This is a genomic window from Bacillus sp. NPDC077411, assembly GCF_044543425.1.
Taxonomy (GTDB): domain Bacteria; phylum Bacillota; class Bacilli; order Bacillales; family Bacillaceae_G; genus Bacillus_A; species Bacillus_A bruguierae.
Genome location: NZ_JBITWA010000021.1, coordinates 21,619 through 37,160 on the forward strand (window position 1 = coordinate 21,619; position 15,542 = coordinate 37,160).

General features: G+C 34.3%; 14 protein-coding genes and 3 pseudogenes. 3 read left to right on the forward strand and 14 right to left on the reverse strand.

The window, feature by feature from the left end:
- Nucleotides 1–187 precede the first annotated feature (187 nt).
- The 12 genes and pseudogenes from ACIGHG_RS20780 to ACIGHG_RS20835 form a co-directional block, all read right to left on the reverse strand.
- The gene (locus tag ACIGHG_RS20780) at nt 188–622 is read right to left on the reverse strand and encodes a DUF7832 domain-containing protein (RefSeq protein ID WP_396550330.1); all 435 of its coding nucleotides are present in this window, start codon (nt 620–622) and stop codon (nt 188–190) included.
- A gap of 280 nt (nt 623–902) precedes the next feature.
- On the reverse strand, nt 903–1,718 hold the full coding sequence (locus ACIGHG_RS20785; RefSeq protein WP_396550332.1) for a hypothetical protein: 816 nt from the start codon (nt 1,716–1,718) through the stop codon (nt 903–905).
- Nucleotides 1,719–2,068: 350 nt separating this feature from the next.
- Nucleotides 2,069–2,587 (reverse strand): hypothetical protein, encoded by a 519-nt coding sequence (locus tag ACIGHG_RS20790; RefSeq protein ID WP_336474357.1) that lies wholly within the window; start codon nt 2,585–2,587, stop codon nt 2,069–2,071.
- Between the two features lie 462 nt (nt 2,588–3,049).
- Nucleotides 3,050–3,838, reverse strand: coding sequence for an Imm47 family immunity protein (gene imm47 / locus ACIGHG_RS20795; protein ID WP_396550334.1), 789 nt, complete (start codon nt 3,836–3,838; stop codon nt 3,050–3,052).
- A gap of 187 nt (nt 3,839–4,025) precedes the next feature.
- On the reverse strand, nt 4,026–4,568 hold the full coding sequence (locus ACIGHG_RS20800; protein ID WP_396550336.1) for an RNA 2'-phosphotransferase: 543 nt from the start codon (nt 4,566–4,568) through the stop codon (nt 4,026–4,028).
- Nucleotides 4,569–4,681: 113 nt separating this feature from the next.
- A complete protein-coding gene (locus tag ACIGHG_RS20805; RefSeq protein WP_396550338.1) occupies nt 4,682–5,233 on the reverse strand; it encodes an SUKH-4 family immunity protein in 552 nt (183 codons plus the stop codon).
- The gene (locus ACIGHG_RS20810; protein ID WP_396550340.1) at nt 5,230–5,772 is read right to left on the reverse strand and encodes a DUF2247 family protein; all 543 of its coding nucleotides are present in this window, start codon (nt 5,770–5,772) and stop codon (nt 5,230–5,232) included. The genes ACIGHG_RS20805 and ACIGHG_RS20810 overlap by 4 nt, the downstream gene beginning before the upstream one ends.
- Nucleotides 5,773–5,957: 185 nt before the next feature.
- Entirely contained in the window at nt 5,958–6,464 is a 507-nt protein-coding gene (locus ACIGHG_RS20815) for an ankyrin repeat domain-containing protein (protein ID WP_396550342.1), read from the reverse strand.
- A complete protein-coding gene (locus ACIGHG_RS20820) occupies nt 6,457–6,804 on the reverse strand; it encodes an SDR family NAD(P)-dependent oxidoreductase (RefSeq protein WP_396550379.1) in 348 nt (115 codons plus the stop codon). The genes ACIGHG_RS20815 and ACIGHG_RS20820 overlap by 8 nt, the downstream gene beginning before the upstream one ends.
- A gap of 77 nt (nt 6,805–6,881) precedes the next feature.
- Nucleotides 6,882–7,162: pseudogene (locus ACIGHG_RS20825) on the reverse strand (GNAT family N-acetyltransferase); the annotation flags it as partial.
- A gap of 207 nt (nt 7,163–7,369) precedes the next feature.
- A complete protein-coding gene (locus ACIGHG_RS20830) occupies nt 7,370–9,454 on the reverse strand; it encodes a serine hydrolase domain-containing protein (RefSeq protein WP_396550344.1) in 2,085 nt (694 codons plus the stop codon).
- Nucleotides 9,455–9,548: 94 nt separating this feature from the next.
- Nucleotides 9,549–9,875, reverse strand: a pseudogene (locus ACIGHG_RS20835) (serine hydrolase); the annotation flags it as partial.
- Nucleotides 9,876–11,226: 1,351 nt separating this feature from the next.
- Here ACIGHG_RS20835 and ACIGHG_RS20840 point away from each other — a divergent pair.
- From ACIGHG_RS20840 to ACIGHG_RS20850, 3 genes and pseudogenes are all read left to right on the forward strand, one after another.
- Entirely contained in the window at nt 11,227–12,072 is an 846-nt protein-coding gene (locus ACIGHG_RS20840; protein WP_396550381.1) for an MBL fold metallo-hydrolase, read from the forward strand.
- A 499-nt stretch (nt 12,073–12,571) separates the two neighbouring features.
- Nucleotides 12,572–13,705: a zinc-dependent alcohol dehydrogenase gene (locus tag ACIGHG_RS20845; protein ID WP_336474349.1), complete on the forward strand. Its 1,134-nt coding sequence runs from the start codon at nt 12,572–12,574 to the stop codon at nt 13,703–13,705.
- Between the two features lie 162 nt (nt 13,706–13,867).
- Nucleotides 13,868–14,172 (forward strand): annotated as a pseudogene (locus tag ACIGHG_RS20850) (RNA-guided endonuclease TnpB family protein); the annotation flags it as partial.
- 42 nt (nt 14,173–14,214) lie between these two features.
- Here ACIGHG_RS20850 and ACIGHG_RS20855 read toward each other — a convergent pair.
- Nucleotides 14,215–14,385 (reverse strand): hypothetical protein, encoded by a 171-nt coding sequence (locus ACIGHG_RS20855; RefSeq protein ID WP_396550385.1) that lies wholly within the window; start codon nt 14,383–14,385, stop codon nt 14,215–14,217.
- A 108-nt stretch (nt 14,386–14,493) separates the two neighbouring features.
- The gene (locus tag ACIGHG_RS20860; protein WP_396550347.1) at nt 14,494–15,348 is read right to left on the reverse strand and encodes a manganese catalase family protein; all 855 of its coding nucleotides are present in this window, start codon (nt 15,346–15,348) and stop codon (nt 14,494–14,496) included.
- Nucleotides 15,349–15,542: the final 194 nt, after the last annotated feature.

Genomic DNA, 15,542 nt, shown 5'->3' on the forward strand with positions numbered 1-15,542 from the left:
CTTTCTTTATAACTCGCTTGTATTAACTATCTCTTTTCAAAATAAGCAATGATTCTTCCATCACCAGGATACTCACCATTCCAGCCACAAGGAAAGCCACCTGCTTTATAGATTTCAAACATAGTTTCAAAAAAATTGTTATTTTTCCCATTGATAGCACGGCTAAAAGCACAATTATTGAGATCTGTTACAGTTTCTGTATGTTGTTTTTCCAGTTCAGATAGCTATAATCAACCTCTTCTTTTAATTCAAAATAGTTTTCCCAAGTATCTTGTACATGATAAAGTGTTTCGCCTGCATCTATAAAAACATCTCTATAATCATATAGATACTTCCAATCATTATCATTATTAAAGTAATACATTGCAAATTGATTACCCTCATCATTTAACATGTCGTCTGCAAACACACCACCCCACTTCATATAGATTTGCGTACCAGTAATTTGTCTAAGTTTAAACTTATTAATGTCATCTCGAGACCTTTCTTCAAATTCCTTACTAAATAAATTATTTTCAATGATCCACCCAAGAAACATACCAGTATGTACATATGCTTGTTCAATTGGCAAATCCTCTGGAAAATCACCATTATAGTGGTACTTTGCTTTATCATAAATCACGATGACCAGCTCCTTTTCATATCCCATTTATTTTACATACTATTGAAAATCAAACTATGCAACTATTATAAAAATCTCATATACAATGAATCTATTTTATTTAATTTGCATATTTATCCTATCTATATTTGAATCCCGTAGCATCAAAAAAAGCATCCCACTCCCACCAGAAGGAATATATACTTCCCCAGAAATCTCTATATTCTCGATAGTAAACTCGCCAGATTTCCGTTCGTATTATGAGGAAGTTCTTATATACTAATGAATCAACTTTTGTGTTTTATTCTTCCACTAAGAATTTTTTTACAGCAGTTTCAATTTGTTCTCTTGTTTGCAATTGATTAAGTAAAAGACTTCTTGTATAAGATGATTTCCCAGTATTAACAAATTCCATTTCAAAATTATTGTTAGGTTTTTCTGCTTGCAATAAAGAAGACATTTTGTAAATATCGTCAATGAGTTGTGGATTTTTCTTATAATTCAACATGTCATCTTTAAATTGTAAAATCACCTTATAAGTTTTGCACTCTCCGTTTTCTATATGATTACAAGAAGTGCCTTTGAACGTTACATAGTCATTTTCAATTCCTTTCATTTTGTCTTGAATCTGCGTTAGAATTAAATTGGCCCAATATTCTCTTGAAGCATTTTTCATTGCGAATAGCAACTGATCTTTTGATTTGATTTCTTGTATGTTTTCCAAATTTAAATGAGGTAACTTATCCTTATTATCTAGTATTTCAATTTTTGTTATTTGTTTATTATTGTTTTGAACAAGTTGCAATAGAGCAAATAAACGATCGAGTTCTTTCGTTTCAAATTGACTATAATCTAGATTTTGGACAGATTTTAACATTACAAATAACTCGGAAAGAGGCGTTCTATGGCTTTCTTCCATATCATCAATTATATATTGAATTACATTTTCATCAGGTGCTGGAATGTATCCTAACTTTTCAATTTCTTTCAATAATGGTTTGAATTTTTTATACTCTTCATATACTTTTAAACCATTTTCATAATCATTCCCTATAATGGTGGAGTTAAACAAACCATTCACTTCCACCTGAAACTGAATGTTATGATTATCTTTCACTTGAACCGTGTGCCAAGTGTGTCCCCCATTTCCTCCTCTGTGGTTTGAAAGAAAATAAGCATAAATAATGCTATAATAGCAATCGCAATTATAGCAGTTTTTTTTATATTCACACTTCACCCTTACTATATTTTAACATATAGACTTTAATGCTAGTCTAAAAAATGGACACGCCAAACTGGGGTTTTTAGTATAATACACGTACTAAAAAGAACGAGGTGTCTGCAATGGTAAAAACATATGATAAAGAGTTCAAACTTTATGCAGTAAAGCTATTGGTAGAAGAAGAAAGAAAAGGAGTGGAAGTAACATAAATATTTAGTTGTATGTTAGGATGATTTCTTCTAAATTCAAGTATTAACATTACCTTTATTATCTATTTTATCTAATTCTTCATGCTTAAGTTCTTTAACACTACCCTTTTCCGGAAAACCGTAACAATTACGTAGCCAAGCATATTTTCCGCAAAGTAGTTCATTTTGATGATAGTTTATCCTACCACCCCTTTCATATAGCATGATTATTGGTTCATACAGATCCTCAAATTGCATAGCAATTTTATTATTTGAACTAATCAGATATGACCATTCTAAAAAACTCTTACATAGATATCTAGCGGTCCAACCATACCTTAGTAAATTCAGGTCATTAACAATACCTTCAATATCCACTTGAATCTCAGTGTTTATAGTCTCAGCTGCACTAAAAATTGCTAAACGATACTTATTTTCTGGACTATATATATCCCTGAAAATGTTACCCCTTCTAATAAATTCTGAAACCAATAATTCAAATGATGGTTGGTTCTCCTTTACATTATCCCAATTTATGTGTTTTATTCTTTGAATTGCATTTTCAAATTGTGTCACAAAATCACTATCCTATATCTAAAATAAAATCTGGAAGATCTCCTGAAGGCTCTGGAGCTAAATTGTATGCTTCAGGGGGGACCCCATCTTCAATCGCCTTTACATCTTTAAGGCAAATCACTCTGCATCAATCTAGCTCCCTCAAGTTCATGTTCGACTAACTGTTTAAACCAAGTTTTGTGCTTTGCAGTTAATTCATCTTTCAAAGATACATATTCATCCTTCTCTGAAGTAGATAAGTTACTGCACAAATCTAACAATACTTAGAAAGAAAGGATATGCTTCACACATCTATCATACCTGTCCATCTATGTAAAACCGATTCCATTAATTCAAATCCATTTATATAAAATTAAAATGAATAATCATAAAGTTCGACTTTAATTTGTTGTCAAAACAGATTTTTAATCAAATTTCTAGTCAATTCTAGTTTCGATTAGTATTTATTTTTGCATGTCAACTTTACACTACTAAATGACCGTAAAAATACTTTTCTCCAACTTTCCATTCTCTTTTTGTTAATGCATCAATATATGACATCCATTCTCTGTATTTTTGATCATCTATTACGATTCCATACTGAACAGGGCATTTAATCCCACTCCAAATGGATAAAATAGACGGGATTGTAATCACATTAAACGTGTTTTTTTCTCTTAAAGAAATCATTACCCTCGGAATTAATTCCTTCACCAAATTCCCTGGAAATGACAAATTATTATGATAGTAATATTTAGTGATATCATTATTTTTAATGGACTCCGAATATATTTCTCTAAATTCTTCCATTGATAACTCATAATAGTCATCACTAACTCCAAGCATTAATGTCAGTGTATTTCTGATTGCCTTCTCAATAAAAGTCTCTTCCCATTCTTCTAATAAAGCGAGAAGGTATGGAATCACATTATATGAAAGAGTGTCTCCTGCACTTGCTACAAAAGTATGAACACTATCTTCAGAAGCATTTGAAAGAAATTTCAATTTACTGGTGTCTAATAGGTCATCGTGAGTAGCTATCGAGCAAAAAAGGCTTATACATAAATTGAGAATAACCTCATTTTGGGTACTATTCATTAGTTGTACTAGCAATTCCTTTACAGAAAAATCACCTAATTTTAACAATTCATTAATAAGGCGAAAGCATTCTTCCTCAGTTGTAGCATTCTTAAGCTGAGATTTAAGAGTTTGAATTGTATCATTAGGAATTTCTCCATACCAAATATCTTTCACCATATTTTCTAAATTCATAATTCCTCTCCTTATTGGGCATGTTTTTTATCAGTACCCGAGGAACTCACAAAATAGTAATCTACATTAGCGTTCCTTAGTTACTTTACTTAACATGCCCACTGTTTGTATTCGCTTTTTAGCTTGTTCTTTTTAAATTTTCTTTCTTCATTCTCAGAATCCAGCAAAATAACATTTCAAAAACCATTCATTTTTTAATTGATATGAATTCTATTGGAATAGAATCTGAAAGCCATACCTTTTCATTTCCTAGATAAAATTTAATTCCCTTTTTTTGAGCTTCTTCTGTATCAATTATTAAGATAACAGGAGCAGAGGTTTTTCGTTTACCGACTAGTTTAGCTGTCTCTATATCTTCTGAAAGATGAACATATTGCCTGGACATTGGTAACAAACCAGATTCGTTAATGGACTCCATAAATTTTGGTGAAGTCCCATGATATAGTTTTCTAGGCGGTATAGCTTTCTTTTTAGTAATCTTCATTGGAACAGAATGACCATATAAAGCTCTAATTTTTCCATTTGATAATTCGTGCCGCTTTTTTTCCGATATTAAAATCATTTGTTCTATGTCTTCTTGCGTAATATTTCTCCATTCTTTTGATTGATGCAATGCAGTTAATAACTGATTAACTGGCACCCATCCTTCGTCATCTAATTCTAATTCATACTTCCATGGAGCATGACGAAGCGCATAAGAAATTTCTTTGCTCATTTTTTGGTAATTCATACATTTTCCCTCCTACCAAAACCTCTACTTATTCAGCTATAAATGCATACATTTTGCTATTTTCATAGAAGATTGCAAAATGATACAAATCCCTAAGATAATGTACTTATCAATTATTCATATAAATTTCCAATCTCAGTAAACCAAAAACATCTCTTTTCCATACACTTAGGGTCAATTCTTTCTAACTCTTCTCTTAACCAATTAATCACAGATTGTGGTATATCATTATTAATAAAGGCATCCTCACCATTTGTTTGTACTGCCTTGTCAATCATTCTTGAATATACTAATAAACATTCTGCAAATTGACTTAAAGAAGAATTTATAAATTCTTCTTTATAACCATCACTATTATTAAGAAACACTACATTTTCTTTTTTCTCAATTATACATATTGGATCTCCAGAACCTGTCGATCCCAAAAACCAATATTTTTGAAATTCTTCTGGTATATTGAGTATACTTGTAATAGATTTTAATAACGCTTGTGAAGAAATAAATTCTAAATATGGTGCAGGAGTTTCAGGTAATCCTCCTATAGACAAAAATCTCTTTACTTCATCAGAAAAATCTGTGTCCACTAAATGCTCATAATTAAATTTTATTAGCGGACCATTTTTGCTAACATCCCATTTCTCATTAAACTCCTCTGGTAAAATCATCTTTTCACCTTTCTGTTTTGTAAGTATTGTTGTTCTTTATGTAAAAAGTCATTAAAAAAACTGATTAATCTTACTATATTTTCTTCTTCGGAGTATAGCAATGGGTTATAGCCGTCTTTAGGAGGCATATAATTAATAAACCTTTCCATATCTTCTGGATAGTCAAAGTCAGCATATACTTCAACAATTTTATTTAATAATTCTTTAGGTTCATCTTGATACATTTCTTTTAAACATTTAAGAATGCTAAACCTCCATTTTCTTTTTTCACATTCCCATAAATTAGAATCCTTTAATAGGTGTTCATCATTTAGCTCTTTCAATATGTTTTTCAGTATTCTCCGATATTCAATATCATTTTTTCCCCAAGCAAGTTCTATAATGAACGGATTATTACATTCTTGATGAGTAGATAAAAATTCCACAGCATAATTAGTTATATCGTTATTTTTAATAATACTAAGTTCTAAACCTGCATATATTGTTTTCCAGTCGTATTTTATTTTGCTTTGCTTTAAAATATCTATAGAATAATCCATTATATTCACCTTTGACCTTTTGGATTTTGATTAGAAGAACCTGTAATTTCCCTATTAAGATTTAACTATTGTTATTCTCTCTGTAATTCATAAATCTTTATAACTGTAGTACTTCATTACGTGAAATATTTTTACCCTTTACTTTAGAATGTCCCCATGTTTCAACTGAGAACTAATAACTAGTACTACTTTTCTTCTAATTTTCCCTTTAGATATTCAGCAATTTCTGTTTGTCCAAATTCTCTAGCATATTTATAGGCATCCATCTTGTTAATCTTTTCACCAGTATATCTAATTGAAATATCTATACCTTTTTCAACTAGAAATTCGACTATTTCTTTATGCCCGCCATAAATCGCTCCAAATAGTGGGTTTCTTTTTGCTAAGCTCACATCTAATTCTGTGCCAACTTCTATTAGATACTTTACTATTCCGAAATGCCCCGCTCCTGCTGCCAAATTTAATGCAGAAGCATCAAATGTACCACCTCTAGCATCAATATCTATACCTTTTTCAATTAGATACTTTACTATTTCAAGGTGTCCATTCTTTGCTGCTACATGCAACCATGTACCAAACGGAGTCATAGTATTCAAGGTTTCTGTATCATTTCCTATTAATTGTTTCACCTCATTAATATCACCAAGTTTAATTGCATTCCTTATTGCTTTGTTTATACTTTTTTTATCCAATACAAACCCTCCTTAATTTCAATTTATCTTCTACTAGCTGCTCATTTTTACTAATTCCAGAAAGTTCGTCTACATTGAATTTATTATTTCGAATAGCATTATTAATGACTAAATCGATACAACCTGTATATTTGTTAAGAGAAGTTTTGATTTTCTCTACACTCTTATCATCGTTTAAATCTGCTAAAATTGGATAGCAGCGGTCTGGAAACATATGCGTAAGCTTCTGAAGTTCTTGCTGCTTTCTAACGACTGGGAAAATAATATGCCCATTGTTATAAAATATGTTGGCTAACTCAAAACCAAGACCTCGATTTGCCCCAGTTATTAATACTTTTATTTTATATGCCTCCTAGTAAAGGTATAAGATAAATTTTTATGGTTATATAAACAGGATATAATAATGGACAAATTTTTCTAAAGCTGTCCAGTGCTATATTTCCAATAAATTAGTTCTGTATCTCTGTGAGTAATTTGGAATCCTAACTTCTCTAAAACATTGTTAGAATTGATGTTGTCCCGTTCACATCTAGCAGTAATACATTTGACCTCATCCTGGTTCGAGGCCCAGTTTAATAATTTTGGGCAGCTTCAAAACAATAACCTTTACGGCGTTGGCTTTCATTAGTAGCAAAGCCAATTTCAATCATACCGCCCGAATCGGGATCACCAAAAAAGCCAATACCGCCAACTATTTCTCGTATAATTGTCAATGTTGCAATGAATTATAAATCGAATAATTTACTTCACCTGAAAACTGGTATACTAGCTGTTCTTGCATAGTTTGAGCGTGATATTATTCGTGGAAAGCCTCTTCGTAAAGATAATGCGTAAATACAAACAAAACCAGCAAAACACCTTTTCTGTGTCGTACTGGTTTTGTTGAAGTTTATCTTGAATTGTAGCTAGTTCAACGTGATTGCAAATTCCGAATTCGGCGCGCCAGCAAATACAACCGTTCCGTTATTCGGCAGTTTTACTTTGTTATTGCCGCTCACAACGGTAAAATTGACGCATACTCCCTTCTCATCATACACCGCGAACGAACTCTTCGATGACAACGCCACGATCATCGTTTTCCCTGCTGCCGCTTGCGGGATCGTAAACCATTTCGCATGCCCATTTGCTTGCAGCGTAACTTTGGATGATTGGCCTGCATCAAGCGGTTTTACGTTGGATTCACTTACGTATAACAATCCGGTCATCTCCATATATTCATTGCCGCCTTCTGTATAGAAATGAGTTTCCGTCGTATCACGGCCGTTCATCACAGGAATCTGGAGCTGATGCGCCGCGGTGTTCGGGCCTGTAATTTTTCTGCCGTCCCAATAGCCCGCCAGGCCTTTCTTGCGAGTAATTTGTGTGGTAAGAAGTTTCGGTTGAACGAGATATTCAATAGAACTAAATTTCTCGTTTACGAGATAGAACTTGACGCCTTCCCGCTTCGCCCATGTGGCAGCGGTTTTCTTCGGTAGCACGTTGTCTTCTAGTTTCTCGGCTAAATAGTGAGTCATCACATCTTGCCCTAAGCCTGGCGTCGATTTATATGTGCTCTCCCTCAAATAAGTTCTTCCATTCTTCTCGGTGACGAAGTTGAGCTTGGAAGTACCCTTCTCATTAATAAAGCTTCCATTCGCAGTATATACATATTTTTCTTCTCGATTAGATGGTAAGAACAGTTCTCCATTCTTTGTAATTTCTATTTTGAAATGACTTTCACTATTGCCGTAAAAACCCGCTTTCTTCGCCACGTCTTGAGGCATCTTGGCCTTGATCGGCTTGCCAAAGGATTTGTTCGGCTTGATGTCCTTAATTGTGCCCTTCTCTTTGAGCGCGGCGAGCAGCAATTCAGTTGCCATCAGTTGATTTGTAGAGCTTTGGCCACCGGATGACAACACAGCCGCTGCCATCTTCTGTTCCGGAAGCACGACCAGTATAGCATGTTGCAGTGCCGTGTCGCCGCCCTTAGCCAAGCCTTTTACCCCATATTCACTGAATGGGTATAGTTTCACACTATCCCAGCCAAGACCATAGTTGAAAATATTATCTCCATCCCCCGGCCACATTCCTTTTTTATATTCCTCTTGCTCCATCGCCTTGACTGCCTTATCAGAGAGAATCCCTTTTCCCTGTCCCATAAATAATTGTGAGAATCGTACCATATCTTCTGCCGTGGAAGAGATCCCTCCCGAACCAATCACATTCACCGATTCAATGGGAAGCTGCCCTTGGTACGCCGGAAAATAAAGTCCAGCCCGCTTTTCGTCTTCCCATTTGTCCTGCGGCGTTTTCGTATGATTCAGCTTTAAGGGTTCTGTAAACCGTTGATGTAGAAATTCGGTAAAGCTCATACCGCTGACTTTTTCCACCAAAATCTCGGCCAGCGTAAAGCCGTCGTTGCAGTATACCGAGAACGCACCAGGATCCGCCTTCAAGCTCTGGTTGGACAATTGCCGCAACAAGACATCATGGGCATAGGGATCATTATCGTTAAATAAAAATGCATTACTAAACGTGGAACCTTGCAAGCCGGAGGAGTGGTTCAACAGCATACGCGGCGTAATGCGTTTGTACCGCTCATCTTTCATCTTGAAATCAGGAACATAGTGGACGACAGGAGCATCCAAATCGACTTTTTCTTCGTCAACCAATTTCATTACAGCCGCTGCTGCATACACTTTACTGACTGAACCAACCCCGTATATAGTATCTTTAGTCAGCCGCTGTTCCCCTTCCATATCGTTCTTGCCTGTCTGACCCGACAAAATAAGTTTTCCATTATCAATTAGCGCATACTGCACGCTAGTCGTACCATGGGACTTCGTGAGTAGCGCAGCCTTCTCTGCCGCAATCTTCTCCAGTTCTTGGCTAGCAACTTCTTGGTTAGCTACAACCGGAGTCTTACTGCTAGAAGACGCTATCGCCCCTGTTGGTAGGGTCATCGTTAGTGCCAATGTAGCAGCTAATACCCCAGAGAGTTTATTTTTCATGAGAGAATTGCCTCCTTAGATAAGTAATCGATTTCATCACTTATTTGTTTAGCTATAAAAAATATGACAAAATTTATCCGTTTTTCCTCTTTGCCTACTTGCTAAATTCAGCAAGTAAAATATATTTAAAAGGATTAGTAATGTTAGCTCCACCCGAACTGTTCAAATTGATGGCCAACGTATGATTGGCTCCAAGTGTACCTCCGGTAAGAGTAGAAAACCCTGGAACACCACCCGTGTGTCCTCATACCGAGACACCGTTTGGAAGCTTAATTTCATAGATTGCAAGACCATATCCATCGATTCCTTTTCTTCCTGTAGGAACTGTAGTAAGCATTTGTTTTAGTTGCTGTTCCTTTAGTCATTTACCACTGAGTAAGTAAGAGAAGAATTTGTTTAAATCGTCAGCAGTAAAAATCATATATCTGTTCCACCTTTCATGCTTATTTATATTTTGATCATACACAATGAAAATTTCTTTTTCCTTACCTATTCCTTACAAATTCCTTACGTTCAAAATAGCTTCTATAATAGGGTAGAAAGAGTATCTGTGCCTGAAAGTTCAAAGTATTTCCCAATAAATATATGAATCATAAAGAAACACAGAAGTTTTTCACACAGGAAAGGAAGAAATCACTTAGTTATATTCTTCTTGCGCTTCTGTTATAGCTAATTTCGAATACACTTCAAGCGATTGCCTACTTGTATGTCCAGAACAAGGCTGAATGAGGGCATCATCGATTCCCTATTTTTTCAACTAGGCTTTGTATCTAATTTAAAAACAACATATCACAAAAGGTTAGAAAATCATTGGGATACTAGCAATGAAACGTACCACTCCATTATGGTTATAAATCAACTCATCTGGATCAATCGCCAATTTTAAATCTGGGAAGCGTCTATGGACGGTAGAGAGCAGTTCGGGTTCACTCAGTTTATCCTCTTGATCGATGGTTCTACTATCAGGTTCCATATAAACTAATAGTAGATAACCAATCAAACCTAAAAAATATGCTAAAGGAGCGAATTCTCATGAAAAAAAATCAAGATTTATTATTCAATCAAGTTGTTGTTATGTCCTGCCTAGGTGGTTTCGTATTATTATCCGGTGTTGCTGCAATTATAGAAGTTGCTCAACGAATTTTTATGTAAAATAAGTTTTAATTCAAACACAACGAAAATAATTATAGAACTCATAACATTTTATATCCAATTCAAATCGTTCAAGATGACTAAAAATCATTTTTCATATATAGATGAATCTTAAAAGTAACTTGATAAAGCTGTTGCTTTAAAATAAAGTTTGATCAAATTAATACTAATAACCCTGATAAACAATCATAAAAAAGAGCGTGTTAAAAAAACAAATTGATCAAAACACGCTCTTAATACTTTCAGTTGGTTTATTTTTTTATAAAAAAGTTTGATCATTTCCTATCTATTTTGCTCCACAATCGCGCCCTTTAAATGGAATAACTCAAATTATGAACGAGACCTAAAAACACAATCACTTATTTTTTATTTAACTAAATCCCTTTTAGGGGGATCGCCACACCGCTATCAAGCTAGTTTTTTGAAGTACCGCCTAAACAAAGTTTTTCCTTCTCTAAAGTTAGTTATTTTTAAGAATTCAGTTCATTTTTTCGTTTTGGGGAAGAATGAATTCCTTAAGTTGATGGGCATGCGGCTGAACCCAATGGTAATATTATTTTAGTAATTCTACATACTAAAGAGCATAATGTAAAAAGGAGTTTGCTCTTATGAATGAAAAATTGAATCAAGAATTGAAAAGTAATTTAGATGAAACAATTTTACCTTTAACTTCTCTTGGCAATGGAAATAGCATCGAAGTTACATCCAACATCTATTGTTTATGTATAAAAATTGTTAATGTATGTTTTGTTGGTGATTCTACAAATCCAAACGAATGGGTTCTAATTGATACGGGAATGCCAAAATCGATGAATCTCATCATAGATTTTGCAGAAGAAAAATTTGGTAAACATAGTAAACCCAAAGCAATTATATTGACTCATGGTCATTTTGATCATGTTGGTTCTGCAATTGAATTGATAAAAAAATGGGATGTTCCAGTTTATGCACATAAGCTAGAAATCCCCTATTTAAATGGTGAAAAAGACTATCCAGATCCAGATGGATCTGTGGAGGGTGGATTTGTAGCGAAAATTTCTCCTTTGTTTCCAAATGAGGGCATTGATTTAGGTAACTGTATACATGAGTTGCCTCCGGATGGTAGTGTTCCCCATATGCCTGGATGGAGTTGGATACATACTCCAGGGCATACTCCTGGACATATATCTTTATTTCGAAATATGGACGGTTTTTTAATCGCTGGAGATGCTTTTGTTACCGTAAGACAAGATTCATTGTATAAAGTATTGATTCAACAAAAAGAATTAAATGGTCCACCAAGATATCTTACTACCGATTGGGAGAACGCCTGGGAGTCTATAAAAATACTTGAGAAGTTAAATCCTAAATCTGTAGTGACAGGGCACGGTCTACCTATGTTTGGGGAAGAATTAAGAAATGAATTGCATCGTTTAGTAAAGAATTTTGATAAAGTAGCTATTCCTGATTACGGAAGATATATTTAACAATAATCCTTATTATGAAACATTAAAAGCCTAAAGTTCTTACTTAATTTACAATAGAAATATTTTATTCATTACTAAATTAAAGTTTTATAAAAGGAGGGACGATGCGCTCCTCCTTTTTATGGAAATTTAATCTGTTTTAACATGTATAAATATTGATTTTCTTCTTAAAATATAGCTAGAAGACATAGAGAAGAGAAGGCAATATGAAAACACTTCATAACAAAGTTATGTATTCCCCCTGATTCAATTCTGGTCTCTCTTTACTAACTAGGAAAATGATTTCTGTATTATAAATAAATATAAAGTGAAACTTCCATCAGTGGGGGGTTTCTTCATCCCCACTGATGGTTAGTTAAACCAACCGGGCTCTTACGGGCAGTTATCCCCCACCTATCTTCTTCGCTTTCTCTGAATCTTGAAGTGGGGGTCTTACTGCCCTAAAGTAGCGGGATTAAAAATATATTTGAGAAAATGTTAAAAAAGGAGGCATGTGAATATGAAAGCTGTAACTTATCAAGGACCGAATCAAGTACAGGTTAAACAAGTTGATGATGCGAGATTAGAAAAAAAAGATGATATTATTGTAAAGATTACTTCAACTGCTATTTGCGGATCCGATTTACATTTATACCAAGGTAATATGCCTTTACCCCCAGGATACATTATCGGTCATGAACCAATGGGGATTGTTGAAGAGGTGGGTCCTGATGTCACTAAAGTAAAAAAAGGAGATCGTGTTGTTATCCCCTTCAATGTTGCCTGCGGACATTGTTTTTATTGCCAACATGAAATGGAAAGTCAATGTGATAACTCAAATCCTCATTATGATTCTGGTGGATACTTTGGTTATACAGAGAAATTTGGTAACCACCCAGGTGGTCAAGCTGAATATTTAAAAGTTCCTTTTGGTAACTTCACTCCCTTTCTTATACCAGAATCATGCGAGCTTGAGGATGAGTCACTACTTTTTTTATCCGATGTTTTACCAACAGCTTATTGGAGTGTAATAAATGCAGGTGTAAAATCAGGTGATACTGTTATCGTGCTTGGCTGTGGACCTGTTGGATTAATGACACAAAAATTTGCTTGGATGAAAGGTGCCAAGCGTGTAATTGCAGTTGATTATTTGGATTATCGAATAAAATATGCAAAAAAGATTAACAATGTTGAGGTATTTGAGTTTACAAAATACCCGGATATGGGAGAACATTTAAAAGAAATTACGCATGGTGGCGCGGATGTCGTCATCGATTGTGTGGGTATGGATGGAAAGAAATCGCCTTTGGAGTTTATTGAACAAAAATTAAAATTACAAGGGGGAACACTTGGTCCTATACAAATTGCTACAAAAGCCGTACGAAAATATGGAACGGTCCAAATGACAGGTGTTTATGGTGGCAACTATAATGCATTTCCACTAGGTGCATTTTGGAGTAGGAATATTAATCTTAGAATGGGACAAGCCCCGGTCATTCATTTTATGCCCGAATTGTTTGAAAAAATAACAAAAAGTGAATTTGATCCAAAGGAGATCATTACACACAAACTCCCCCTTGAAGAAGCAAGTTATGGTTATCAAATTTTTAATAATCGTGAAGATAATTGTATAAAAGTTATTCTGAAACCTTAAAAATCTCTTCTTTCTCATTAATCCTTTTTAATTATTCTTTATACTAAAGATAAGATTCCAAGATCTTATCTTTTTTACTTTGAAAAATAAATACTGAATGAATTTTGAATATAAATATATATAGTTTAAATCATTCATACATGTCCTGCTGCGCTAACCTAATTAAAGAATCCACCGGATACAATTTGGTTAAAAGAAGTCGATAGTATTGTTCTTCAATCAACATTGAAAAATCTCGCAGATGCTATTCCACGATTCAAGTCTAAAAAGAATAAAGTTTAATCCTAAACAACCAAGAAAGCGAACGGAAATATTGCTATTGTAGACAACAAAGTGAAAGTACCTAAACTTGTCCTGGTTCGCTTTTCCAAAAGTCGTGAAGTAAAAGGACGTATCTTGCATGCAACGACTCGACGTAACCAAGTGGTAAGTATTTTGTATCTATCCTCATCAAAACAAGAGTACAATAAATACCTAAAACTGAATCCGTTTGTAGAATTAACGCTGGACTAAAAAATGTTGCGATACAAGAAAGCTCTTGCGATACTTTCATCTGGAAACTTAGAACCGCAATCAATAATCACAATATCATCTGAGTATTGTATTGCATACATATTTTTTTCTATTTCATTAACTCCACCTAAAGCAAAAATGGATAGTGTATTTTTTACTGTACTCAAAATGAATATCCTCCTTTTTGAAAACATCCAAGCTTATTTGAATCCATATAGAGATTTTCTAATTTAGATTTATGACCAACCATTTGTAAAAGGTTGGTCATAATAATCTCAAAGCTCCATATCTTTTAATCCCGGACTATGTTCATTTGGCATTTCAGGAAGTTCTGGCACAGGAAAACCTTTTGGCGGCTCCGTTACGCTTAACATCTCTTTGTTTCTACTTGGTGATTCACCTTGAAAAATCTCTCCGATTCTTGTTTCATCTAACCTAAAATTAAATTGAGCATTATGAAATCCCATTTCTACGTACTTTCTACACTCGGGATACTTATTGATATCATAGTTTGGTATTGGAAAAAGTTTTCCCCATTCAACGCCTAAAGTTTCTAATGCTTTCGCAAATGCATTTTGATGTGCATTATCACGAACAATTAAAAAGGCAAGTGTTTCACGAAAAGTTTGATTTGAGCTCATTTCATAAATCCTTGTCTTTTGAAGCACACCCGTTGATTCAAGAACTAGGTTATCCATTAAATCACTAATTAGATTTCCATGACTGTATACCCAAGATCCGTTCCATGGGTTACCGGCTGCATCTACTGGTAATGAGCTTTGAGCACCCACAATAAAATGGTGAGGATTTGCATGTTTAACCGCCTCATCAAGCGGTGCTTTATCTATACCAGCATTACCTGGCGTAGGTTCACCAGATCCATTTAATAATTGATTAATTGTATTCTGAACGAGCTCTACATGACTAATTTCCTCAAGAAAAACACCTCGAAGTAAATCCCGATATTGCTTCGCTTTTCCTCTAAAATTTGAACTTTGAAAGAAATATTGCATCATCGTACGCATTTCACCAAAATGTCCGCCAAGTATTTCTTGTAAAACCTTCGCAGCGGCGGGATCTGGTTTGTCTGGCTTAATAATATTAATCAATTCCTCTTTGTAATAATACATAGAACATACCTCTCTTTTTTAGATAAGCAACAATTTTTAAATTCCCCAAATTTAGGGGGATTTATGCCCGTATATTTTTTATATTCTAGTACTGTATTTAAAAAAGATAATTAACAAAGAACATCCCCTGCTTTCTGTAGCAAGCAGGGGATGTTCTTATGTACTCCGTATATTTTTTAGTTCTTAAAGAGGGC

What these genes read in the sequence shown, in the direction of transcription:
- ACIGHG_RS20800 (WP_396550336.1), bottom strand. Translation starts at nt 4,568, where the DNA reads ATGAATTACCAAAAAATGAGCAAAGAAATTTCTTATGCGCTTCGTCAT.
- ACIGHG_RS20860 (WP_396550347.1), bottom strand. Translation starts at nt 15,348, where the DNA reads ATGTATTATTACAAAGAGGAATTGATTAATATTATTAAGCCAGACAAA.
- ACIGHG_RS20805 (WP_396550338.1), bottom strand. Translation starts at nt 5,233, where the DNA reads ATGATTTTACCAGAGGAGTTTAATGAGAAATGGGATGTTAGCAAAAAT.
- ACIGHG_RS20845 (WP_336474349.1), top strand. Translation starts at nt 12,572, where the DNA reads ATGAAAGCTGTAACTTATCAAGGACCGAATCAAGTACAGGTTAAACAA.
- imm47 (WP_396550334.1), bottom strand. Translation starts at nt 3,838, where the DNA reads ATGAATTTAGAAAATATGGTGAAAGATATTTGGTATGGAGAAATTCCT.
- ACIGHG_RS20810 (WP_396550340.1), bottom strand. Translation starts at nt 5,772, where the DNA reads ATGGATTATTCTATAGATATTTTAAAGCAAAGCAAAATAAAATACGAC.
- ACIGHG_RS20830 (WP_396550344.1), bottom strand. Translation starts at nt 9,454, where the DNA reads ATGAAAAATAAACTCTCTGGGGTATTAGCTGCTACATTGGCACTAACG.